Genomic DNA, 22,589 nt, shown 5'->3' on the forward strand with positions numbered 1-22,589 from the left:
GTGACCCGTCTGCTCGTCGTCGTCCCGTCCGACACCGACCCGCCGGCCCGGCTGGGGCGCTGGCTGACCGACGCCGGGCTGGAGCTGGACGAACGGCACCTCGACGCCGGCGACGAGGTGCCCGCCGACCTGTCCGGGCACGACGGGCTGCTGGTGCTGGGCGGGCCGCAGTCCTCCCTCGACGAGGGCGCCACCGAGCTGGCCCCGGTGCGCGAGCTGCTGGCCCGCGCGGCGGCCGACGACGTCCCCACCCTGGCGATCTGCCTGGGCGCCCAGCTGCTCGCCCAGGCCACAGGGGGCCGCACCCGGGTGCGGCCCGACGGGCCCGAGGTCGGCGCCACGCTGGTGGCCCGCCGCGACGCCGCCGAGACCGACCCGGTGTTCACCGGCCTGCCGCTGTCGCCCGACGTCGTCGCCTGGCACCACGACGAGGTCGAGCAGCTGCCCGAGGGCGCGGTCGTGCTGGCCGCCAACCCGGTCTGCGACGTGCAGGCCTACCGGCTGGGCCGGCGGGTCTACGGCCTGCAGTTCCACATCGAGACCACCCCCGAGATCGCCGCCTCCTGGGCTGCGCACGACCCCGTCGGGGTCGCCGCCAGCGGTCTCGACGTCGCCGAGATCAGCGCACGGGCGGCCGCGGCCCACCCCGACATCGAGGAGACCTGGGCGCCGTTCGCCGGCCGGTTCGCCGAGCTGGTCCGCTCGACCGCGCGGGCGTGACCGCCCCCGGCCCGGTCGAGGTCCCGCGCCCGGCCGTCGTCCGGCTGGTCCGCTTCGGCTTCGAGGACGGCGAGAAGGCCGCCCGGCTGCTCGCCTCGCCCGAGCTGGGCCTGTGGGACCTCGCCCGCAACGAGCCCGCCGACCCCGAGGCCGCCCCGGTGGTCTCGGCGCTGGCCCGGGCCGGCGACCCCGACCTCGCGCTGCTCACCCTCGACCGGCTGGTCGAGGCGCTGGACCGCGAGGACCCCGGCGGTGAGCTGGCCGCCCACCTGCTGGCCCGGCTGCGCGGCTCGGCCACCCTGCGGTCTCGGCTGCTGTCGGTGCTGGGCGCCAGTGCGGGGCTCGGGAACCACCTGGTCGCCCACCCCGTGGACTGGACGGTGCTCGACACCGACGACGGTCTCGCGCGCCCGACCCCGCTGGCCCTGGAGCAGGAGATGCTCCGCGCGGTGGGGGCCGACCCGGACGACCCGCCGTGGGGCGTGGGGCTGGGCACCCCGGCCCCGGACTCCGAGCCGTCCCGGGTGCGCGACCTGCGCCGGTCCTACCTGCGGGCCCTGGTGGCCGTCGCCGGCCGGGACCTGGGCGACGCCGTGACCGCCGACGAGGTGGCCGGCGAGCTGGCCGACCTCGCCGGGGCCGTGCTGGTCGCCGGGCTCGCGATCGCGGTGGCCGACCAGCCCGCGGGTGCCACCCCCTGCCGCATCGCCGTGATCGGCCTGGGCAAGTGCGGGGGCCGCGAGCTCAACTACGTCAGCGACGTCGACGTCGTGTTCGTCGCCGAGCCGCTCGACGGGGCCGACGAGTCGGACGCCACGGCCACCGCGGCGAAGGTCTGCGCCACGCTCATGCGGGTCTGCCACGAGGCGGCCTGGGAGGTCGACGCCGCCCTGCGCCCCGAGGGCAAGGCCGGGCAGCTGGTGCGCACCCTGGCCGGCCACGTGTCCTACTACGAGCAGTGGGCCAGCACCTGGGAGTTCCAGGCGCTGCTGAAGATGCGCGGCGTCGCCGGCGACCCGGCCCTGTGCCACGAGTACGTCGACGCCCTGTGGCCGCTGGTCTGGAAGGCCGGCGACCGGCCCGGCTTCGTCGGCGAGGTGCAGGCCATGCGGCGCCGGGTCGAGTCGCTGATCCCGCCGGCGCAGGCCGGGCGCGAGCTCAAGCTGGGCCGCGGCGGGCTGCGCGACGTCGAGTTCAGCGTGCAGCTTCTGCAGCTGGTGCACGGGCGGGTCGACGCCACGCTGCGCACCGGCGGCACCCTGCCCGGGCTGCTGGCGCTGTCCTCGGGCGGCTACGTCGGCCGCGAGGACGCCGCCACCCTCACCGCCTCCTACCGGTTCCTGCGCACGGTCGAGCACCGGTTGCAGCTCATGCGGCTGCGCCGCACCCACCTGCTGCCCACCGACGAGGCGCAGCTGCGCTGGCTGGCCCGGTCGCTGGGCTACAAGCCCGACCACCGCGGGGACGCCGTCGCCGTGCTGCGGGCCGAGCTCGCGCTGCACACCCGCGAGGTGCGCCGCATCCACGAGAAGCTGTTCTACCGCCCGCTGCTGTCGGCCGTGGCCCGGGTGCCCGGCGAGCAGCTGGCGCTGGGGTCCGAGGCGGCCGGGGTGTGGCTGCGGGCGCTGGGGTTCGCCGACCCCGAGGGTGCGTTGCGGCACCTGGCCGGTCTGACCGGCGGGGTCTCGCGCTCGGCGTCCATGCAGCGCTACCTGCTGCCGGTGGTGCTGCAGACCCTGGCCGCCTGCGCCGACCCCGACGCCGGGCTGCTGGCCTACCGGCAGGTGTCCGAGGCCCTGGGCGGCAACCAGTGGTACCTGCGGCTGCTGCGCGACGAGGGGCAGGTCGCCGAACGGTTGGCCCGGCTGCTGGGCTCCTCCCAGTACGTGGCCGGGCTGCTGACCCGCACCCCCGAGGCGCTGCGCCTGCTGGCCAAGGACGACGAGCTCGTGCCCCGCCCGGTCGCCTCGCTCACCTCGGCCTGGACGCAGTCGGTGGGCCGGGCCGCCGATGCGGCGGAGGGCGTGCGGGTGCTGCGCGGGCTGCGCCGCACCGAGCTGCTGCGCATCGCCTGCGCCGACCTGCTCGGCCTGCTCGACGTCGTCGCCGTGGGCATCGCGCTGCGCGACGTCGCGGTCGCCACGCTGGAGGCCGGGTTGTCGGCCGCGCGCCGCAGCTGGGCGGCCGAGGCCGGGGTGCCGCTGGGCGAGGTGCCGGTGGACGTCGCCGTCATCGGCATGGGCCGCCTCGGTGGGCGGGAGATGAGCTACGGGTCGGACGCCGACGTCCTGTTCGTGCACCGGGTCCGCCCGGGGGCCGACGAGTCGCGGGCGGCCGGGGCGGCCAACCAGATCGCGCACACGCTGCGCCGGTTGCTGGCCGAGCCGGCCCCCGACCCGGCGTTCGAGGTCGACGCCAACCTGCGCCCCGAGGGCCGGCAGGGGTCGATGTCGCGCAGCCTCTCGGCGTTCCGGGAGTACTACGAGCGCTGGGTGTCGGTCTGGGAGGTGCAGGCCCTGCTGCGGGCCGAGCCCGTCGCCGGGGACGCCGACCTGGGCCGCGAGTTCTGCGCCCTGGTCGACCCGCTGCGCTGGCCCGCCGCGGGCCTCACCGATGTCCAGGTCGCCGAGATCCGGCGGATCAAGGCGCGGGTGGAGAGCGAGCGGCTGCCCCGCGGGGCGGACCCGGCCACCCACACCAAGCTGGGCCGGGGCGGGCTGGCCGACGTCGAGTGGACCGTGCAGCTGCTGCAGCTGCAGCACGCCTCCGAGCACCCGGCGCTGCGGGTGACCCCCACCATCGACGCCCTCGCCGGTCTGGTGGACGCCGGGGTGCTCGCCGCCGACGACGCGGCGGCCCTGCGCGAGGCCTGGGAGCGGGCCAGCCGGGCGCGCAACGCGGTGTTCCTGGTGCGCGGCCGAGCCGGGGACCAGCTGCCCAGGCCCGGCCTGGAGCTCTCCGGGGTGGCCCGGGCGAGCGGTTACCCGGCGGAGGTCGACCCGGGGGAGTTCGTCGACGACTACCGCCGGGCAACCCGGCACGCCCGTTCCGTGGTCGACCGCGTCTTCTACGGCCGCGACCCCGACTGATCCCCGACCGGGGAACACCGGCGGGCGGCGGCGGGGTTGCCCAGCACGGACGCACCGACCACGTGAGGGGTACCGCCGTGCCGATCGAGTTCCTCGGGATCGCCGCCACCAACGACGGCTCGGAGACCACGCCGCGCTCGGGGGGCAGCTTCGACAAGGAGTACACGGTCCGGCTGGGGCGCGCGCACGAGGACTTCGGCTGGGACCGGGTGCTGTTCGCCTACGGCTCCGGTGCGCCCGAGCCCTCGGCGGCGGCGGCCTGGCTGCTCGCGCACACCGACACCCTGCAGGTGCTGCTGGCCCACCGGCCCAACGTCAGCTACCCGACCTTCGCGGCCAAGACGGTCGCGACGCTGGACCAGATCGGCGACGGCCGGCTCACGGTGCACGTCATCACCGGGGGCACCGACCACGAGCAGCAGCGCGAGGGCGACCACCTCACCAAGGACGAGCGCTACGCCCGCACCCGGGAGTACATCCAGATCCTCAAGAAGGCGTGGACGTCGCACGAGCCCTTCGACTGGGACGGCGAGCACTACCGGTTCGCCGACTTCGTCTCCGACACCTTCCCGGTGCAGCAGCCGCGCCCCGACATCTCCTTCGGCGGCTCGTCGGAGGCCGCCTACGCCGTGGGCGGCGCCGAGGCCGACGTCTTCGCGCTGTGGGGCGAGCCGCTGGAGGAGACGGCGAAGCAGATCGAGCGGGTGCACGCCGCCGCCCGGGCAGCGGGCCGCACGCAGATGCCGCGCATCCAGGTGGCGTTCCGGCCGATCATCGCGCCCACCGAGGAGCTGGCCTGGGAGAAGGCGCACCGCACCGTCGCCCGCATCGAGGCCATGCGCAACGGCAACGGGCGCTCGCCCCTGTCGATCGCCCGCCCGCCGGCGTCCGGGCCGGAGAACACCGGGTCGCAACGGCTGCTGGAGATCGCCGAGCGCGGCGAGCGGTTCGACCGCGCACTGTGGACGCCGACGGCCAAGGCCAGCGGGGGAGCAGGGAACTCCAACGCGCTGGTCGGCACCCCGGAGACGGTGGCCGCGGCGCTGCTGGACTACGTCGACCTCGGCGTCGACATCATCTCGATGCGCGGCTACGACCTGCTCGGCGACGCCATCGACGTCGGCCGGTACGTCATCCCGCTGGTCCGCGAGGAGGTGGCGCTGCGTGATCGCCGGTCCCCGGCCGGGGGCCGCGGGGCGGCGGGGGACTCCCGTGGTTGAGGCCGGTCGGGGCCGGGCAGGGGTGGTCGGTGCCCGACGAGCGTGAACCCGCGACCATCACCCCCCACCGCGACGGCCCGCTCGTGGTGCGGGGGGACTTCCGGCTCGTCGACGCCGACGGCGTCGAGTTCGACCCGGGCCGCGACGTGGTCGCGCTGTGCCGGTGCGGGAAGTCGGGCCTGAAGCCCTTCTGCGACGGCAGCCACAAGCGGGCCGGCTTCTCCGCACCCAGCGCCCCGCGGTCGCAGCGGCCCAGCCAGCGGCTGGCCGCCCTGGAGGAGGACCAGCGGGGCGACTGAGGCCCTCAGGCCGGGACGCCCACCCGCGGACGCAGGGCCGACCGCCCGGCGGTCCACTCCTGCAGGATGCGGGCGCCGGCCCGGCACTCGAGCTCCAGCGCCACGGCGGCCCCGAAGAGGACGTCGGGGTGGAGAGCAGGCTCGGCCGCGACGAGCGAGCCGCACATGTCCACCAGCGCGACCTGCTCGTGCACGGCGTCGGCCTCGACGTGCTCGTCGTAGAACAGGGTGGCGTCGTCGCCCTTGCCCAGCCGGCGCAGACCCGAGGCGTACCGGCGGCTCGGTGCCGTCGAGGTCATCTCGATGAGCGCGAGGTGGCCGACGACCGCCCCCCGCAGCCGCCGGTGCAACCCGAGCAGGCTCATCGCGTTGAGCGTGGCCAGCACCTCGGCGGGGGCGGCGTCGACGTGCGCCCCGTGGGTGTCGTCGAGGTCGAAGGTGCGCATCAGCCGGCCGAACAGCGCCGAGTGCATGCGCACCGGGGACCCGCCGCCGTACTCGTCGGCCTGGATCTCGACCAGCGCGGCCTTGGCCCGGCCGGTGATGCGCGGGATGGCCCAGGTGTGCGGGTCGGCCTCCTTGAGGTGGTAGACCGACCGCAGGGTGAGGAACTCGGCCCACTGGGTCTCGTCGGCGCGCTTGGCCATGTGCTCGGACAGCGAGGGGCCGTCGTCGGCGGCGACCATCGCGGTCAGCTGACGGTCGACGCCCTCGTCGTCCGCGGCGTAGGAGCGCACCCAGGGGTCCGCGGCGTCGTGCAGCGCGGCCTCGAACGCCTCCTCGAGGACGGCGCGCAGACCCAGCAGCTGCGGGTCCCACTCCCAGCGGTCGTCCACCTCGGGGAAGCCGCGGTAGTGCAGCTCGTAGCAGGTGTAGAGCGCGACCTGCAGGTCGTCGTCGGCCAGCGGCACGGGGCTGGCGGCGGCCTGGTCGGCCAGGGCCAGCGTGCTCGGGCGGAGCGCACCGGTGGTCAGGTCGGTGACGAGGGCGTCGGACAGCGGACCGCGCGGGGTGGGGAGAGGCACCGTCCCCCCATGCCCGTTCCCCGGGGGTCCGGAACCTCCCCGGCCGTCAGGAGGCCAGCTGCAGCACCGGCCGGCGGACGGAGCGGGCCACCAGGCCGAAGCGCTCGTCGGTCAGCGCCGCGTCCAGGCAGGGTCCGGTGAGCGCGCAGCGCGGCCCGCAGGCGCAGCTCTCGTCGCCGACGAGCTCGGGACGGCTGGTGCGGACGGCGGTGCGGGTCATCGGTAGCTCCTCGTGGTCGGATCGGTACTTGAAGTTACAACGAGGGGATTTGTCGATTCGTCGGCAAAGCGTGACCAACGCGGGCGCCGATCAGGTCAGATCCGGACGCCGGCGTGGACGGGTCGCCGCCGCGCCGTCCACACCCGTGCCCTCAGGCGTCGAAGGCCGCCGCCATCCGGGCCTGCTCCTCCAGCACGTCGTTCATCCGGGCCTGGACGTCGCCGAGCCGGGCGATCTCGTCGCTGGTGGACAGGATGCCGGCCGAGACCGAGCGGGTGGTCTCCTGCATCCCGGTGATCTGCTCGGACACCCGCTGGGTCGCCCCGGCGGTCTCCCGGGCCAGCTCCTTGACCTCGTTGGCGACGACGGCGAAGCCGCGGCCCAGCTCGCCGGCGCGCGCGGCCTCGATGGTGGCGTTCAGCGCGAGCAGGTTGGTCTGGTCGGCGATGCGGCTGATGATCCGGATGACGTCGCCGACCGAGGTGGACGCCTCGTCGAGGGCGTCGACCTCGCTGGCCATCGCCCGGGCCTGCGCCACGGCGGCGTCGGCCACCCGCCCGGCGTCGTCGGCGGCCTGGCGCAGCCGCCCGATGGTCTCCGACAGGGCACGGGCGTTGGCCGCGTCGCGCTCGGCCCGGTGCAGCCCGTCCAGCCGCTGGGAGACCAGCTGGGCCACGTTGCGCAGCGCCGACGAGCGCGACTCCGACAGCTCGATGGTGGCGGTGGTGAAGAAGTCCATCGTGCCGATGACCTCGCCACCGACCACGACGGGGAAGCAGACGCCCGACCGGACGCCGGCCCGCTGCGCCGCCGGGGCGCGCACGCAGTCGGTGAGCTCGGCCAGGTCGCGGACGAAGACCAGGTCACGGGCCCGCCAGGCGCGCCCGGACAGGCCCACGCCCTCGGCGAAGCTGGCGGCCAGGGTGACCTCGCGGAACTCCGTGCCCGCGGAGCCGGACTCGGTGTCGAAGCGCAGCGTGCGGGTCTGCGGGTCCAGGGCCCAGTACGAGCCGTAGGCCCACCCGAAGGCCGTGCGCACCGACTCCAGCGCCGCGCGCAGGGCCGAGCGCGCGTCGGTGGCCTCGCCGACCGAGCGGACGACGGTGGTGACCGCGCTGCGGTCGTCGACGGTCTCCTGCAGCGCGGCGCTGGCCAGTGCCGCGCGGCGGGCGTGCGCGATCAGCCGACCCAGCGCCTGCCACTTCGTGCCCCGGCCGCCGAAGAAGGGCAAGGGGGTGCTCGAGTAGTACTCCAGCAGGGCGACGACCGCGCCGCCCTCGACGACGGGCAGCACGCAGCCCTGGGTGGCGCCACCGCGCACGGCGGCCTGCCAGCGCAGGCAGGCGTCCCCGTCGCTGGAGTCGTCCAGCACCACCGGCTTGCCGGTGCGGACCGCGACCCCGCCGAAGCCGACCGTCCGGGCCACCTGCTCCCCCCGGGAGCCCGGCGCCTGCGCCATGGCCGGCACGAGGGGCCCGTACTGCCCGGCCACCACGAGGTGCTCCCCGTCGGGCAGCCAGATGGCGCCGTAGCAGAGGCCCAGCTCGGCGACGAGGGTCTCGGTGGTGCGTCGGTAGGCGTCGCGCTCGTCGACCACGCCGGCGTCGAGCACCTCGATCACCCGCTCCAGCGCCTCGACGTCTCGCGGTGTCTCGACGGCCGGGCTCGGGGTCGACTGACGGAACACGGTGTCCTCCTGGATCGGGTGCGACCTGCCCCATCCGTATCGGCAGAAGCCGTTCCGGATGCAGTCGACCCCGGGACCACGACGGCCCCCGACCTCGGTGAGGTCGGGGGCCGTCGGGGCGACAGGGATCAGATGTCGTAGTACATCGCGAACTCGTGCGGGTGCGGGCGGAGACGGATCGGGGTGATCTCGTTCTCCCGCTTGTACTCGATCCAGGTCTCGATCAGGTCGGGGGTGAACACGCCACCGTCGAGCAGGTAGTCGTGGTCGACCTCGAGCCGGTCGAGGACGGCGTCCAGCGACGCGGGCACCTTCTCGATGCCCAGGGCCTCCTCGGGCGGCAGCTCGTAGAGGTCCTTGTCCACCGGCGCCGGGGGCTCGATCTTGTTCTTCACGCCGTCGAGGCCGGCCATCAGCATCGCCGAGAAGGCGAGGTAGGGGTTGGCCGACGGGTCGGGCACGCGGAACTCGATGCGCTTGGCCTTCGGGTTGTCGCCCGAGATCGGGATGCGGGTGCAGGCCGAGCGGTTGCGCGCGGAGTAGACCAGGTTGATCGGGGCCTCGAAGCCGGGCACCAGGCGGTGGTAGCTGTTCACCGTGGGGTTGGTGAAGGCCAGCAGCGACGGGGCGTGCTTGAGCAGACCACCGATGTAGTGGCGGGCCATGTCCGACAGGCCCGCGTAGCCGGTCTCGGCGGCGAACAGCGGCTGGCCGTCCTTCCACAGCGACTGGTGGCAGTGCATGCCCGAGCCGTTGTCGCCGAAGAGGGGCTTAGGCATGAAGGTGGCGGTCTTGCCGTGCGCCCAGGCGGTGTTCTTGATGATGTACTTGAACAGCATCAGGCTGTCGGCCGAGCGCAGCAGCGTGTCGAACTTGTAGTTGATCTCAGCCTGACCGCCGGTGCCCACCTCGTGGTGGCCGCGCTCGAGCTCGAGGCCGGCGTTGGCCAGGTTCATCATCATGGCCGCGCGCAGGTCGCTCTGGTGGTCGGTCGGCTCGACGGGGAAGTAGCCGCCCTTCATCCGGGTCTTGTAGCCCAGGTTGGGGCCGACGCCGTTCTCGCCGGTCAGCGAGCCGGAGTTCCAGGAACCCTCGACCGCGTCGATGTGGTAGTAGCCCTCGTTGACCGAGGTGTTGTGGCGCACCGAGTCGAAGACGTAGAACTCGGCCTCGGGGCCGAAGTACGCGGTGTCGGCGATGCCCGAGCTGGCCAGGTAGGCCTCGGCCTTCTTCGCCACGTTGCGCGGGTCGCGGGAGTAGGCCTCGCGCGTGATCGGGTCGTGGATGAAGAAGTTGACGTTCAGCGTCTTGTACGTGCGGAACGGGTCCACGAAGGCGCTGTTCGCGTCGGGCAGCAGCAGCATGTCGGACTCGTTGATGGCCTGGAAGCCACGGATCGAGGAGCCGTCGAACCCGAGCCCGTCGGCGAAGGTGTCCTCGCCGAAGGTCTCCGCGGGGATGGTGAAGTGCTGCATGACGCCGGGGAGGTCGCAGAACCGGACGTCGACGAACTTGACGTCGTTGTCCTTGATGTACTTGCTGACCTCGTCGGGAGAGTTGAACATCGATCCTCCGGGAGTGGGCGGGCGGCCGACAGCGAAGCTACGAGCGGGCGGTTGCCCTCCGGTGTCCCGCATGTTTCCGCGCGGTAACACCGGCCCCGCGTGTCGTCACTACCCTGACGGCATGGTCAGGGACGGGTCCTCACCCTCTCAGGGGCGCGCACGCGGAGCGGCACTGGGGCTGCCGGCCGAGGGGCCGGGGTCGATCGCGCCGTTCGGCACCCGCGCGGTCGCCTTCGTGGTCGACGCCCTGCTGGCCGCCGTGGTCGCGGCGGCCGTCGTGCAGGGCATCCCGCAGAACTGGAGCCTGCTCTCCTTCGGCCTGATCACCGCGGTCTCGCTGGTGCTGGTGGGCCGCACCCCGGGTCAGGCGCTGCTCAAGCTGCAGCTGGCCCACCCCCGGCAGGGCGAGCGGGTGGCGGTGTGGCGCGCGGTCGTGCGCACCGCGCTGCTCATGCTCCTGGTGCCGGCCCTGGTGGTCGACAGCGACGGCCGCGGCCTGCACGACCGGCTCACCTCGACTGCGGTCATCCGTTCGACCTGAGCCGCCCGTCGGCGTCGGCGGGCGGCTCGGGTCGTCGGCGGCTCAGCCGCGCGCGGCCGCCACGGCCTCGGCCAACCGGCGCACGCCGGAGTCGACGTCGCCGACCTGGACGGCGGAGTAGGCCAGCCGGAACGAATTCTCCCCGCCCTCGAGCAGGAAGTCCGTGCCCGGCACGATGGCCACCCCGCGGGCGGCCGCCTCGGCGACGATGCGGGCGACGTCGTGGCCCTCGTACGCGGGCAGCGACACCCACAGGAAGTAGCCGCCCTCGGGACGCCGGAACGAGGCCTGCGGCAGGTGCTCGCGCAGCGCCCGGTCGAGTTCGCCGACCCGCTCGCCGAGGGCCTGCTTCACGCGCTCCAGGGCGGCCGGGAACCGCTCGCCGGTGAGGTAGGCGTGCACGATGCCCTGGGCGACCATGTTCGGCGCGATGTAGGTGCCGGTGGCCCGCACCCGCACGCGGTCGATGATCGCCGGGGGCCCGACCAGGTAGCCCACCCGGATGCCCGGGCAGATGGTCTTGGAGAACGAGCAGGCGTAGACCACGTGCTCGCTGGCCGCCCCGCCGTCGAGCTCGAGCATCCGGGGCAGCGGTTCGCCGCTGAACCGGACGTCGACGTAGGGGTCGTCCTCGAACACGACGAAGTCGTGCTGCCGGGCCAGCTCGACCAGCCGCTCGCGCTTGGCCAGCGACAGCGTGTACCCGGCCGGGTTCTGGAAGGTCGGGATGACGTGCAGCAGCGCCGGGCGCACGCCCTGCGCCAGCAGCTCGGCGACCTCCTCGACGGCGATGCCGTCCTCCTCCAGCGTCACCAGCCGGACGTCGGCCCCGCGCTCGCGCAGCCCCAGCAGGGTGCGGTCGTACGTGGGCCGCTCGGCCAGCACGGTGGTGCCGGGGGTGACCAGCTCGTCGAAGAGGAACGCGTCGGCCTGCATGGACCCGTTGGTCACCAGCACGTGCTCGACGGGGACGCCGTGCTTGGCCGCGATCCAGGCACGCAGCGGCAGGTAGCCCACCGCGGTGCCGTAGCCGGTCATGCCGGCGGGGTCGGCGGTGAAGGCGTCCTGGGCGGCCTGCTGCAGGCCCTCGACGTCGACGATGTCGACCGAGGGCGCCCCACGGGCGAAGGAGACCGGACGGGCCTCGCTGCCCCGGACGGTGGTGTCCTGCACGGCGCCGGTCACCGACGACGCATCTGACGCTGGCTGACGGTCATCTGCTTGCCGCCGGGCATGGGGCCACCGGGGATCGGCATGCGGGCCCCGCCGAGGGCGTTCATGCGCTTGCCGAGGCTGTTGACCTCGGCGCCGTCGAGGTTGCGGGGCAGCTTCATCACGTGCGAGGACAGCTTCTTCAGCGGCACCTGGCCCTCGTCGTCGCCGACGGTGATGTCGTAGATCGGGGTGTCGCCGACCACCTTGGCGATGCGGCGCTTCTCCTGCGCGATGAGCGGGCGCACCCGCTGCGGGACGCCCTCGGCGACCAGGATGATGCCCGGGCGCCCCAGCACGCGGTGGACGGCGTCCAGCTGCGGGGTGCCGGCCACGCCGGAGGTGACCCGCCAGTCACCGCGCATGCCCTCGAGCACCCACGCGGCGGCCCCCGGCTGACCCTCGACCTGGCGGTAGGCCGAGCCCTGCGCCCGCCGGCTGAACACCACCAGGGCGGCCAGCGCGCCGAGCAGCACCGCGATGGGCAGGAACAGCAGCGGTGCGCCGAACAGGATCGCGATCAGCTCGATGACCGCGGCCACGACCACGAAGGCGATGAGCATGACCCACGGCAGCTTGGGGTCGTTCTTGTACGTGAGCTTGTAGGCCTGCTTGATCTGGCCCAGCGAGGTCGTGAACTTCTTCCAGCGCCCGACCTTGGGCTTGCCGTCCTTGCCCAGCTTGACCGCCTTGTCGCCCTTGCCGGACGCGGTGGCGCCCTTGCCGGTCTTCGCCGCGGTGGGTGGCGGGGTGTCTGTGGACTTGCTGCGGGCCATGCGCCCGAGGATACGGCCCCGCCCCGCGGGACCCGCGGCTCAGATGGACGGCGTGAGCCCGCGCGCCGCGACGGCCTGCTGGTAGAGCCGGCCGGCGCGGTAGGAGCTGCGCACCAGCGGGCCGGCGAGCACCCCGGGGAAGCCGATCTCCTCGGCCTGCGCGGCGAAGTCGACGAACTCCTGCGGCTTGACCCAGCGGACCACGGGGTGGTGCCGGGGGCTGGGGCGCAGGTACTGGGTGATGGTCAGCAGGTCGCAGCCGGCGTCGTGCAGAGCCTGCATGGTGTCGGTGACTTCGTGCGGCTCCTCGCCCATGCCCAGGATCAGGTTGGACTTGGTGACCAGGCCGGCCTCGCGCGCAGCGGTGATGACGGCCAGCGAGCGCTCGAACCGGAAGCCGGGCCGGATGCGCTTGAAGATGCGCGGCACGGTCTCGACGTTGTGCGCCAGCACCTCGGGGCGAGAGGAGAAGACCTCGGCCAGCTGGTCGGGGTCGGCGTTGAAGTCCGGGATCAGCAGCTCGACGCCGCAGCCGGGCACCTGGGCCTTGATCTGGCGCACGGTCTCGGCGTACAGCCAGGCGCCGCCGTCGGGCAGGTCGTCGCGGGCGACGCCGGTGATCGTGGCGTACTTCAGCTGCATCGACGCGACGCTCTCGCCGACCCGGCGCGGCTCGTCGCGGTCGAAGTCCGCGGGCTTGCCGGTGTCGATCTGGCAGAAGTCGCAGCGCCGGGTGCACTGGTCGCCGCCGATGAGGAAGGTGGCCTCGCGGTCCTCCCAGCACTCGTAGATGTTGGGGCAACCGGCCGATTCGCAGACCGTGTGCAGGCCTTCGCGCTTCACCAGCGACTTCAGCTCGGTGTACTCCGGGCCGGTCTTGAGCCGGGTCTTGATCCACTCGGGCTTGCGCTCGATCGGGGTCTGGGAGTTGCGGACCTCCAGGCGCAGCAGCTTGCGGCCGGCCGGCTCGATCGTGGCGCTCATGCCGATCAAGGTACGCCTGTGCGGCCGCACCGCAGACGCGCCGAGGGGCGCCCCGGGCGAACCCGGGACGCCCCTCGGCGTCGGCGCTGCGGGCCTGGCTACTCGCGACCCAGCGGGGGCTTGTTCAGGGTCTCCTCGGTCGGGACCGGGTTGACCTGGGGCGCGGCGTCGGGCGACTCGGACTGCGCGTCGTGGTGCTTGCCGTCGCGCCAGCCCAGGTCGGTGCTCTCGGGGGTGGCGTCGCCGGGGGCGTCCTCGGCGGTGGAGACGGCCTTGCCGCCCTCGGTGTCCTCGACGGAGGTGTCGGCGGGGTTGCTGGAGTCGGTGGGCACGGGGTCCTCCCGGTAGGCGGGCACCGGACCGTCACCGGTGGGGGCGGGGGTCCACGGGTCCTCCGACGCGGTGGCCCGGCGGACGACGGCGAAGGCGGCGCCGCCGACGCCCAGGGCGAGCAGCAGCCAGGGCCAGCGGCGGGGCTTCTTCTCCACGCCGATGCGCTGGGCGAGCTCGTGGGTCTGCTTGCGGGTGTCCTTGGTCGCCTGGGCGGCGGCCTTGGCGAGGGACTTGCGGCGCTTCTCGGCCTTCTTGGACAGCTTGTCGGCCTTCTTCGTGACGGCCTTGCGGTTGGCCTCGGCCGCCGACCGCAGCTCGGCCACACGGGCGGCAGCCAGGTCGCGGGCGGCCTCGGCGGCGGCGACGGCGTCGGAGCGACCGGACGTCGCCTGCTTCTTCACGGCCTGGGCCCGCTTCGCAGCCTGCTTGCGCGCCTTGCGGGTGCGCTTGCCGCCCTCCTCGGCGGCCGCGGCCACGGTGCCACCGGCGGTGGCCGCAGCAGCAGCCAGCTCGGCGCGACGGTGCTCGAGCTCGCCGCGGGCGGTCTCGAGGCTGGCGACCACGCTGCCGCGGGCGCTGTGCAGGGCGGGGCCGGCGGCGTCGCGGACGGCCTCCAGGCGCGGAGCCACGGCGGCCTGCACGCGGGGGGCGACGTCCTTCTCCAAGGTCTTCTGCGCGCTCTTGGCGGCCTCGGCGAGCCTGGGCCCGGCGGTGTCGCGGGCCTCGGCGAGCTTGGGCCCGGCGGTGGCCACCCCGGCGGCGGCGGCCTCGCGGGCGGCCTCGAGGCGGGGGACGACGTCCTTCTCGTAGACCTTCTGCGCGTTCTCCAGCCGCGGGGCCAGGGACTTCTGGGCTGCCTCGAGCTTGGGCGACACCGCGGCGACGGCGGCCTCGAGGCGGGGGGCGACGTCCTTCTCCAGGGTCTTCTGCGCGCTCTTGGCGGCGGCCTCGTAGCGCGGGCCGAGGTGCTCGGCCGTGGCCCGGCCCGCCTCGCTGACCGCCGAACCGATGTGCGCGAGGCCCTCCTGCAGCTCTTCGCCGATGACCTGGGCATGGCTCTTCTTGCGGAACACGAACGCACCTCCGAGTTGATCGTCTCGGGCCATCCTGCCCGCAACGGGGCCCGCCCACACCCTGAAGCACCTGGGTGTGACCTGCGGCGCGACCGGGGGACTGCCAACCTGGGCCCATGCAGCTGCGCGTGTTCACCGAGCCCCAGCAGGGCGCGACCTACGACGACCTGCTCGCCGTGGCCCGGCGGGCGGAGGAGACCGGCTTCGACGCCTTCTTCCGCTCCGACCACTACCTGGCGATGGGCGGGGACGGCCTGCCCGGGCCGACCGACGCATGGCTCACGCTGGCGGGGTTGGCGCGCGAGACCAGCACCATCCGGCTGGGCACCCTGATGACGGCCGGCACCTTCCGGCTGCCCGGCCCCCTGGCGATCTCGGTGGCCCAGGTCGACCAGATGAGCGGGGGCCGGGTCGAGCTGGGGCTGGGTTCGGGGTGGTTCGAGGCCGAGCACACCGCCTACGGCATCCCGTTCCCGTCGCTGGGCGAGCGCTTCGACCGGTACGCCGAGCAGCTGGCCGTCGTGACCGGGCTGTGGTCGACACGTGAGGGGGAGAACTTCTCGTTCGCCGGCGAGCACTACGTGCTGACGAACTCACCGGCTCTGCCCAAGCCGGTCCAGCCCGGGGGCATCCCGGTGCTGGTGGGCGGCCGCGGCGCCAAGCGCACGCCGGCCCTGGCCGCGCGGTACGCCGCCGAGTTCAACACCCCCTTCACCTCCGCGGCCGACGCCGCCGGGCTCTTCGACCGGGTGCGGGCCGCCTGCGCCGACGTCGGGCGGGACCCGGCCACGATGACCCTCAGCTCGGCCCTGGTGCTGTGCGTGGGGGCGACCGACGCCGAGCTTGCCCGGCGGGCGGCGGCCATCGGGCGCGACGTCGACGAACTGCGGGCGAACGGCGTCGCGGGGTCGCCGGCACAGGCGGTGGACACGCTCGGGCGGTTCGCCGAGGCCGGGGCCACCCGGGTCTACCTGCAGGTGCTCGACCTGGCCGACCTCGACCACCTCGACCTGGTCGCGGCGCAGGTGGCCCCGCAGCTGGGGTGACCTCAGCCGAGCGGGGCCCACCGCCACCACGGGTAGTGGCCCTCGCCGTGCTCGACCTGGTAGCGCCGGCCGCAGTTCGTGCACTCGCAGATGCTGTCGTCGACCCACTGGCGCTCGTCGGGCACCGTGCCCACCACGCGGACGTACCCCTTCGCCTGCTCGCGGTCGGGCTCGTAGAAGCTGTGGCCGGGGTAGCAGGTGCACAGGCACTCGCCCCGGCCCAGGGTGCGTGCCCGCTCGAGGCCCGAGGCGAGGTGGCCGGCGTTCGACGCGAGTGCCCCGCCGAGGCGGAGCCCGGCGGTGGCGTCCTCGATGGCGTCGACCGCGGTCAGCACCGGGGTGAGGACGGCGGGGTCGCGGGTGCCCAGCAGCGTCCACGCCGCGCTGATCACCCGGCCCGGGTCGCGGGACAGCAGGTCCTGCACCACGGGGGACCGCAGCGCCAGCTCCTCGGCACCGGGCGGCCCCATCCACTGGTCGGGGAGCACCACCACGAGCAGCCGGTCGTCGTGCGGGGCCGACGCGGTGGAGTCCAGCAGCAGGACGGCGTTCCCGTCGTGCCGCCACCAGTCGGCCACGTTCGTCTCGATCGACCGCACCAGCCGCGCGACCGTGCGGTGCCGGTCGTTCTCGCGGCCCCCGGCGGGGCGGTCGACGTGGAAGTGGAGGCGGAGGCCGAAGCGCTCGTCCAGCAGCGGCCGCAGCTGCCGGCCGAGGACCTTCGCCGCCTTCCCGGCCCGGTGCGCCAGCGGCAGGGCGTGGAACAGCCAGGTGGTCTCGCCCTCCAGGCCCTGGAGGTCCCACGACAGCTCCTCGTCGCCCTCGGGCCAGGGCAGGTCGACCATCTGCTCGACGGCGCGCACGATCTTCCTCGGCGGGGCGTCGACGATGGTGTCGTCGTCGGCCATCAGGGAACGACGTTCGAGACGAGGCGACTGCGCAGGTCCCCGGCCGTGCCGGGGTCGGCGGTGACGCCGACGTAGCCGCTCTGCTCGACCACGACGAGGTCGGAGGCCCCGGACTCCACCAGCAGCGGGAAGCCCCCGGCTTGGTGGGCGTACACCGTGACCTGCACGCCGCGGCGCACGAGGTCGGCGAGGACGGCCCCGGTGTCGGGGGCGGGGGAGTCGTCGGCGACCAGCACCCGCTCGAGGTGAGGCATCGCGAGCAGGACGTCGGCGTCGGCGCCGTCGAGGTCGATCCGCAGCCGGCGCACGCCGCTGCGCGCCAGGGGGGCCAGGTCGGCGTGGCGGGTGGTGCGGGTCAGCTGCAGCTCGACCAGGTCGGGCAGGTCGACGACGGGCTCGACCCCCCGCAGCCCCGGTTCGCCCTCGGCGCCGACCGCGAGGGTGCGCAGCGCGGTGCACTCGGCCAGCGGTGCCAGGTCCGCGCCGCCCTCGAGCACCACGGTGAGCCCGGTGAGGCCGGGCACCGCGCCGATGCCCTCGATGCTGCGTGCGACTCCGAGGTCCACGCGCCCCGGCCGGAACATCGTGGCCGCGAAGACCCGTCGGTCGAAGCGGTCCCACGCCCGGTGCAGCTCGGCCAGCAGGGCGTCGGGGTACCGGTCGGCGGCGTAGTCGCTCAGCACCGCCAGGGCCGCCGGGGTGCCGATTGCCCCGAGCGCCCGGACGGCGGCCACCCGGGCCGCGGCCCGCTGGCCCGGGCGCGGGCCGAGCACGGCCGGGTCGACGTCGGGGTGCGCGGCGACCCATCGGTTCACCTCGGACAGCTTCTGCGGCACGTCGGGCTGAGTCGTCTCCGGGGCCGTCCCCGGGGCCGTGGGGCCGGGCGCCGTGCCCGCCGCTCGCCGGATGGCCCGGAACAACCGGTCGGCGTAGGCCTGGCCGACGAACAGCGGCGCCACCCGGTCCACCACCCCGACGTCGGCGCGTGCGGCCAGCGTGAGCAGCGGCCACAGCTCCGGGGCCGGCCACATCAGCGGCTCGGCCGCCAGGCCCAGCGGCGAGGCGAGCGCGGGGTTCTCGACGACCGCCAGCGCGGCGGCCGCGACGTCGGGGCCGGCGTCCAGCTTCGCGGCCCCCTTCACCGCGTTGGGGTGGTTGGAGAAGCCGCGCAGGCGACGCAGCAGGCCGGCGGCCGCGTCGTCGCCGAGCCGCTCGGCGAGGGCGGCGTGGACCGGGTCGTCGTCGCTCACCCGGACAGGGTGCCCGACGGGTCCGCCCGGTGCGGAACTGGCCCGGTGCGGAACGACCTCAGGGGTCCAGCGGGTGTCCCGGCCCAGCCAGGCGACCATGGCCTCCAACGGGGTGGCGTCGGCGGGCGCCGGCACCTCGTCGCCGAACGGGAACTCCGCCGGACGGTGCGCCGGCGGCAGGATGCGTCCGAGCAGCACCGCCACGTCGAGCGCACCCGCCTGCTGGCCGAGCCGGTGGCGCTCCCGCGGCTGCGCCGGCTGCTGGCCCACCGGCTGGTCGATGTCGGCGAGCCCGGGGACGACGGCCGCGTGCCCGCCGTGGTCCTCGGTCCGGTGGCCGAGGTGGTGGCCCTGGAGCTGGCCGGGTTCGGCTCGGCCGTCGAGTTCACCGACCCCGCCGCCCGCGCGCAGCTGGCCCGGTTGGCCGCCGACCTGCGTTCCCGCTACGGCCAGGGCACCGGTGCGGGGTAACCTCGCCCCGTGACCGGTGGCCTGCTCCTTCCGAGGCCGTGCTGACCCGCTCCCCGCACGTCAGCACGGCGACCCCTCCTGCGTGAGGGGTTTTTTCATGCCCACCCACCGGCAGCGACACCCAGGAGCCACGACGATGAGCGAGACCGTCCCCCCGCACCGGTACACCCCGGAGCTGGCCCAGCAGATCGAGCTGGCCTGGCAGGACCGCTGGGAGGCCGAGGGCACGTTCCACACGCCCAACCCCACCGGTTCGCTGGCCGAGGGCTTCGATCGCGTCGCCGACCGGCCCAAGGCGTTCCTGATGGACATGTTCCCCTACCCCTCGGGGGCCGGGCTGCACGTGGGCCACCCGCTGGGCTACCTGGGCACCGACGTGACCAGCCGGTTCCTGCGCATGGACGGCCACAACGTGCTGCACCCGATGGGCTACGACGCCTTCGGCCTGCCCGCCGAGCAGTACGCGGTGCAGACCGGGCAGCACCCGCGGGTCACCACCGAGGCGAACATCGCCGCCATCTCCGCGCAGCTGCGCCGGCTGGGTGTCGACCACGACCGCCGCCGCACCTTCGCCACCATCGACCCGGGCTACTACAAGTGGACCCAGTGGATCTTCACGCAGATCTTCGGGGCCTGGTTCGACGACGTCGCCGGCAAGGCCCGCCCGATCGACGAGCTGGTCACCGAGCTGGACGCCGGGCGTGAGCCCGCTCCCGGGACGCTGCCGGAGGGCCGCACGTGGTCCGACCTGGACGACGTCGAGCGTCGCCGCGTGGTCGACGCGCACCGGCTGGCCTACCTGAACCAGGCGCCGGTGAACTGGTGCCCCGGGCTGGGCACGGTGCTGAGCAACGAGGAGGTCACCGCCGACGGCCGCTCCGAGCGCGGCAACTTCCCCGTCTTCCGGCGTCCGCTGACCCAGTGGATGATGCGGATCACCGCCTACTCCGAGCGGCTGCTGGCCGACCTGGACCGGCTGGACTGGTCGGACTCGCTGAAGCAGATGCAGCGCAACTGGATCGGGCGCTCGCAGGGCGCGAAGGTCCGGTTCGGCGAGGTCGAGGTCTTCACCACCCGCCCCGACACCCTGTTCGGCGCCACCTACCTGGTGCTGGCCCCCGAGCACCCGTTGGTCGAGTCGCTGACGGCTGCCGCCTGGCCGGCCGACGTCGACCCCCGCTGGACCGGCGGCGCGGCCACCCCGGCCGAGGCGATCGCTGCCTACCAGCTGCAGGCCTCCCGCCGCTCCGAGCTGGACCGGCAGGCCGAGGGCCGCGAGAAGACCGGCGTCTTCACCGGCTCGTACGCCACCAACCCGCTGACCGGCCGCGAGCTGCCCGTGTTCGTCGCCGACTACGTGCTGACCGGGTACGGCACGGGCGCGATCATGGCGGTGCCCGGCGAGGACACCCGCGACTTCGAGTTCGCCGAGGCGTTCGGGCTGCCCGTCGTCCGCACCGTGCAGCCCCCCGAGGGCTTCGGGGGCGGGGCGTACACCGGCACCGGCCCGATGATCAACAGCTCGAACGAGCACGTGCAGCTGGACGGTCTGGACAAGGCCGCCGCCATCGCCGCGGTGACCGACTGGCTGGTTGAGCACGGCCACGGCGAGTCGACCACCACCTACAAGCTGCGCGACTGGCTGTTCAGCCGGCAGCGCTACTGGGGCGAGCCGTTCCCGGTCGTGTACGCCGTCGACGGCCCGGACGCCGACCTGCCCGTCGCCGTCCCCGCCGAGCAGCTGCCCGTGCTGCTGCCCGACGTCGACGACTACTCGCCGAAGACCTTCGCCGACGACGACGCCACCTCCGCACCCGAGCCGCCGCTGTCCCGGGCCACCGAGTGGACGACGGTCACCCTCGACCTGGGCGACGGACCGCGGGAGTACCGCCGGGAGACCAACACGATGCCCAACTGGGCCGGGTCGTGCTGGTACTACCTGCGCTACCTGGACCCCTCCGACGACAGCCACTTCGTCGACCCCGAGCTGGAGGCCTACTGGATGGGCCCGCGCGGCGGGGGCGACGTCGGCGGCGTCGACCTGTACGTGGGCGGCGTCGAGCACGCGGTGCTGCACCTGCTGTACGCCCGGTTCTGGCACAAGGTGCTGTTCGACCTGGGGCACGTGTCCTCGGAGGAGCCGTTCCGCCGGCTGGTCAACCAGGGCTACATCTCGGCCTACGCCTACACCGATGCGCGGGGCTTCTACGTGCCCGCCGCCGAGGTGGTCGAGAAGGATGGCCAGTTCTTCTTCGAGGGGCAGCCGGTCAACCGTGAGTACGGGAAGATCGGCAAGAGCCTGAAGAACATGGTCACCCCCGACGAGATGATCGGTGCCTACGGCGCCGACACCTTCCGGGTGTACGAGATGTCCACCGGTCCGCTGGAGCAGTCGCGGCCGTGGGAGACCAAGGCCGTCGTCGGGTCGCAGCGGCTGCTGCAGCGCATCTGGCGGGTCGTGGTCGAGGAGTCGACCGGTGAGGTGCGGGCCGCCGATGCCGAGATCGCGACCGACACGCTGAAGGCGCTGCACCGGGCGGTCGACGGCGTGCGCGACGGCATGACCACGCTGCGGTTCAACATCGCGATCGCCCGCGCCACCGAGCTGACCAACCACCTGACCCAGGTGTACGGCCAGTCCGGCCCGGTGCCGCGCCAGGTGTGCGAGTGGCTGACCCTGCTGGTCGCGCCGCTGGCCCCGCACCTGGCCGAGGAGCTGTGGTCGCGGTTGGGCCACGACGGCTCATCGGCGTGGGCGCCGTTCCCGGTGGCCGACCCGGCCTACCTGGTCGACGACACCGTGCAGATCGCGGTGCAGGTCAACGGCAAGGTCAAGGCCCAGCTCGACGTCCCGGCCGACGCCGACGCCGCCGCGCTGGAGGCCACGGCGCTGGCCGATCCGCGCATCGCGGAGCTGCTGGCCGGCAAGACTGTGCGCAAGGTCGTCGCCGTCCCCGGGCGCCTGGTCAACGTCGTCGCCAACTGACGCCCGCGCCCCCGCAGCGTCGATCAGGGGGGTGCACCGAAGTCCATCCCCCTCCACGAGATCTGGTGGAGGAGGACGGACTTCCGTGCACCCCCCTGATCGACGTCGGGCAGCCGGGTCAGGCGGGGGAGATGCGGATCATGGCCCGGCGCTCGCGGCGGCGGACCAGACCGACCAGCCGGCCGGCGCCGTAGGTGATCCACCACTGCCAGCCGTAGCGACGGGCCAGCGGACGCAGCGCTGCCGCCCACTCCTCGGGTGGCAGCAGCCGGGCCTGCGCCTCGACCGGCTCGCCGTGGGTGCTGCCGCGGACGTCGCACGGCGCCACGGTGACCCGGCTGGTGTGCCGCAGCCGCTTGACCTTGCCGGAGTCGGCCCGGGTCCAGACGACCAGGTCGGCACCGTCGGGTGCGGCCCAGACCGGCGTCGGGACGGCGACCCCCGTGCGCCGGAACGTGGTGAGGCTGACGTACCGGCTGTGCGGCAGTTCGGTCACTGCGCGCAGGCGGACAGCGCGTCGGCGGCGGACCCGGGCGCGGCGGCGACGGGCGTGAGCACCGCCCGCATCTCCTCCTCGACCACGTCGACCACCTCGGCGACGCCGACGTCGCGGCCGAGCTCGGCCGACAGCGAGGTGACCCCGGCGTCGACGATCCCGCACGGGATGATGCCGCCGAACCCGGCGCTCAGGTCGGGGTCGCAGTTGAGCGCGAAGCCGTGCATGGTCACCCCGCGGGCCACCCGGACGCCGATCGCGGCGATCTTGCGGTCGGGGCCCCGCGAGTCGGCGCGCACCCAGGCGCCGCTGCGGCCCTCGACCTGCTCGGTGGCCACCCCGAACCGTGCGCACGCGGCGATGAGCGCGGTCTCCAGGCGCCGCACGTGGGCGACGACGTCGAGCTGGCCGGGCAGCCGCACGATGGGGTAGCCCACCAGCTGGCCGGGGCCGTGCCAGGTGATCTTGCCGCCGCGGTCGACGTCGACCACGGGGGTGCCGTCCTGCGGGCGCTCGTGCGGCTCGGTGCGCTTGCCGGCCGTGTACACAGGGGGGTGCTCCAGCAGCAGCATCGTCTCGGGGCCGGTGCCCTCGACCACGGCGGCGTGGACCGCGCGCTGGCGGTCCCACGCCTCCTGGTAGTCGACCAGACCCGCCCGCACCACCTGCAGCTCGCTCATGCCCCGAG

20 protein-coding genes are annotated in these 22,589 nt (G+C 74.2%); 8 read left to right on the forward strand and 12 right to left on the reverse strand.

All coding sequences use genetic code 11. The annotated features are described in order from the left end of the window. The 4 genes from BLP29_RS10695 to BLP29_RS10710 all read left to right on the forward strand — a co-directional run bounded on the left by BLP29_RS10695 (position 1) and on the right by BLP29_RS10710 (position 5,328). Complete coding sequence (locus tag BLP29_RS10695; RefSeq protein WP_092803873.1) at positions 1-720, forward strand: type 1 glutamine amidotransferase; 720 nt, start codon at positions 1-3, stop codon at positions 718-720. Then, positions 717-3,809 (forward strand): bifunctional [glutamine synthetase] adenylyltransferase/[glutamine synthetase]-adenylyl-L-tyrosine phosphorylase, encoded by a 3,093-nt coding sequence (locus BLP29_RS10700; RefSeq protein WP_092803876.1) that lies wholly within the window; start codon positions 717-719, stop codon positions 3,807-3,809. The genes BLP29_RS10695 and BLP29_RS10700 overlap by 4 nt, the downstream gene beginning before the upstream one ends. A 77-nt stretch (positions 3,810-3,886) precedes the next feature. Then, positions 3,887-5,029, forward strand: coding sequence for an LLM class flavin-dependent oxidoreductase (locus BLP29_RS10705; RefSeq protein ID WP_092803879.1), 1,143 nt, complete (start codon positions 3,887-3,889; stop codon positions 5,027-5,029). Between the two features lie 29 nt (positions 5,030-5,058). Continuing rightward, on the forward strand, positions 5,059-5,328 hold the full coding sequence (locus BLP29_RS10710; RefSeq protein WP_092803882.1) for a CDGSH iron-sulfur domain-containing protein: 270 nt from the start codon (positions 5,059-5,061) through the stop codon (positions 5,326-5,328). A 5-nt stretch (positions 5,329-5,333) separates the two neighbouring features. On the opposite strand, the gene BLP29_RS10715 is transcribed toward BLP29_RS10710, so the two are convergent. The 4 genes from BLP29_RS10715 to glnA all read right to left on the reverse strand — a co-directional run bounded on the left by BLP29_RS10715 (position 5,334) and on the right by glnA (position 9,825). Next, the gene (locus BLP29_RS10715; protein WP_092803885.1) at positions 5,334-6,353 is read right to left on the reverse strand and encodes an iron-containing redox enzyme family protein; all 1,020 of its coding nucleotides are present in this window, start codon (positions 6,351-6,353) and stop codon (positions 5,334-5,336) included. Between the two features lie 46 nt (positions 6,354-6,399). After that, positions 6,400-6,573, reverse strand: coding sequence for a hypothetical protein (locus BLP29_RS21020; protein ID WP_165839355.1), 174 nt, complete (start codon positions 6,571-6,573; stop codon positions 6,400-6,402). A 151-nt stretch (positions 6,574-6,724) separates the two neighbouring features. Beyond that, positions 6,725-8,260, reverse strand: a complete 1,536-nt coding sequence (locus BLP29_RS21775; protein ID WP_165839356.1) for a GAF domain-containing protein — start codon at positions 8,258-8,260, stop codon at positions 6,725-6,727. Between the two features lie 128 nt (positions 8,261-8,388). Next, entirely contained in the window at positions 8,389-9,825 is a 1,437-nt protein-coding gene (gene glnA, locus BLP29_RS10725; protein WP_092803888.1) for a type I glutamate--ammonia ligase, read from the reverse strand. 121 nt (positions 9,826-9,946) lie between these two features. Here glnA and BLP29_RS10730 point away from each other — a divergent pair, with 121 nt between their 5' ends. Further along, on the forward strand, positions 9,947-10,366 hold the full coding sequence (locus BLP29_RS10730; RefSeq protein ID WP_092803891.1) for an RDD family protein: 420 nt from the start codon (positions 9,947-9,949) through the stop codon (positions 10,364-10,366). Positions 10,367-10,408: 42 nt separating this feature from the next. On the opposite strand, the gene BLP29_RS10735 is transcribed toward BLP29_RS10730, so the two are convergent. From BLP29_RS10735 to BLP29_RS10750, 4 genes are all read right to left on the reverse strand, one after another. After that, a complete protein-coding gene (locus BLP29_RS10735) occupies positions 10,409-11,551 on the reverse strand; it encodes an aminotransferase-like domain-containing protein (protein ID WP_243469863.1) in 1,143 nt (380 codons plus the stop codon). After that, on the reverse strand, positions 11,548-12,354 hold the full coding sequence (locus BLP29_RS10740; RefSeq protein WP_092803894.1) for a DUF4191 domain-containing protein: 807 nt from the start codon (positions 12,352-12,354) through the stop codon (positions 11,548-11,550). Before BLP29_RS10740 ends, BLP29_RS10735 begins: the two co-directional genes overlap by 4 nt. 39 nt (positions 12,355-12,393) lie before the next feature. Next, positions 12,394-13,338 carry a lipoyl synthase gene (lipA, locus tag BLP29_RS10745; RefSeq protein WP_092803898.1) on the reverse strand — a complete coding sequence of 315 codons (945 nt, stop codon included), beginning with the start codon at positions 13,336-13,338 and terminating at the stop codon, positions 12,394-12,396. 98 nt (positions 13,339-13,436) lie between these two features. Continuing rightward, a complete protein-coding gene (locus tag BLP29_RS10750) occupies positions 13,437-14,744 on the reverse strand; it encodes a hypothetical protein (protein ID WP_092803901.1) in 1,308 nt (435 codons plus the stop codon). A gap of 116 nt (positions 14,745-14,860) precedes the next feature. On the opposite strand from BLP29_RS10750, the gene BLP29_RS10755 reads away from it, so the two are divergent. After that, positions 14,861-15,790, forward strand: a complete 930-nt coding sequence (locus BLP29_RS10755) for an LLM class F420-dependent oxidoreductase (RefSeq protein WP_092803904.1) — start codon at positions 14,861-14,863, stop codon at positions 15,788-15,790. 2 nt (positions 15,791-15,792) lie between these two features. Here BLP29_RS10755 and BLP29_RS10760 read toward each other — a convergent pair whose 3' ends face one another. Continuing rightward, positions 15,793-16,698 (reverse strand): hypothetical protein, encoded by a 906-nt coding sequence (locus tag BLP29_RS10760; protein ID WP_092803907.1) that lies wholly within the window; start codon positions 16,696-16,698, stop codon positions 15,793-15,795. Beyond that, positions 16,698-17,948 carry a hypothetical protein gene (locus BLP29_RS10765; RefSeq protein WP_133379122.1) on the reverse strand — a complete coding sequence of 417 codons (1,251 nt, stop codon included), beginning with the start codon at positions 17,946-17,948 and terminating at the stop codon, positions 16,698-16,700. The genes BLP29_RS10760 and BLP29_RS10765 overlap by 1 nt, the downstream gene beginning before the upstream one ends. A gap of 165 nt (positions 17,949-18,113) precedes the next feature. On the opposite strand from BLP29_RS10765, the gene BLP29_RS10770 reads away from it, so the two are divergent. Both BLP29_RS10770 and leuS read left to right on the forward strand, forming a co-directional pair. Beyond that, on the forward strand, positions 18,114-18,419 hold the full coding sequence (locus BLP29_RS10770) for a hypothetical protein (RefSeq protein WP_133379124.1): 306 nt from the start codon (positions 18,114-18,116) through the stop codon (positions 18,417-18,419). Between the two features lie 136 nt (positions 18,420-18,555). Then, positions 18,556-21,405: a leucine--tRNA ligase gene (leuS, locus tag BLP29_RS10775; protein WP_092803916.1), complete on the forward strand. Its 2,850-nt coding sequence runs from the start codon at positions 18,556-18,558 to the stop codon at positions 21,403-21,405. Positions 21,406-21,523: 118 nt separating this feature from the next. Here leuS and BLP29_RS10780 read toward each other — a convergent pair whose 3' ends face one another. Together BLP29_RS10780 and lipB are read right to left on the reverse strand one after the other, a co-directional pair. Then, positions 21,524-21,901 (reverse strand): PPOX class F420-dependent oxidoreductase, encoded by a 378-nt coding sequence (locus tag BLP29_RS10780; RefSeq protein WP_165839357.1) that lies wholly within the window; start codon positions 21,899-21,901, stop codon positions 21,524-21,526. Next, positions 21,898-22,581, reverse strand: coding sequence for a lipoyl(octanoyl) transferase LipB (gene lipB / locus BLP29_RS10785; protein WP_092803919.1), 684 nt, complete (start codon positions 22,579-22,581; stop codon positions 21,898-21,900). Before lipB ends, BLP29_RS10780 begins: the two co-directional genes overlap by 4 nt. Between the last annotated feature and the right edge of the window lie 8 nt (positions 22,582-22,589).

This window comes from Klenkia marina, assembly GCF_900101025.1.
GTDB lineage: Bacteria > Actinomycetota > Actinomycetes > Mycobacteriales > Geodermatophilaceae > Klenkia > Klenkia marina.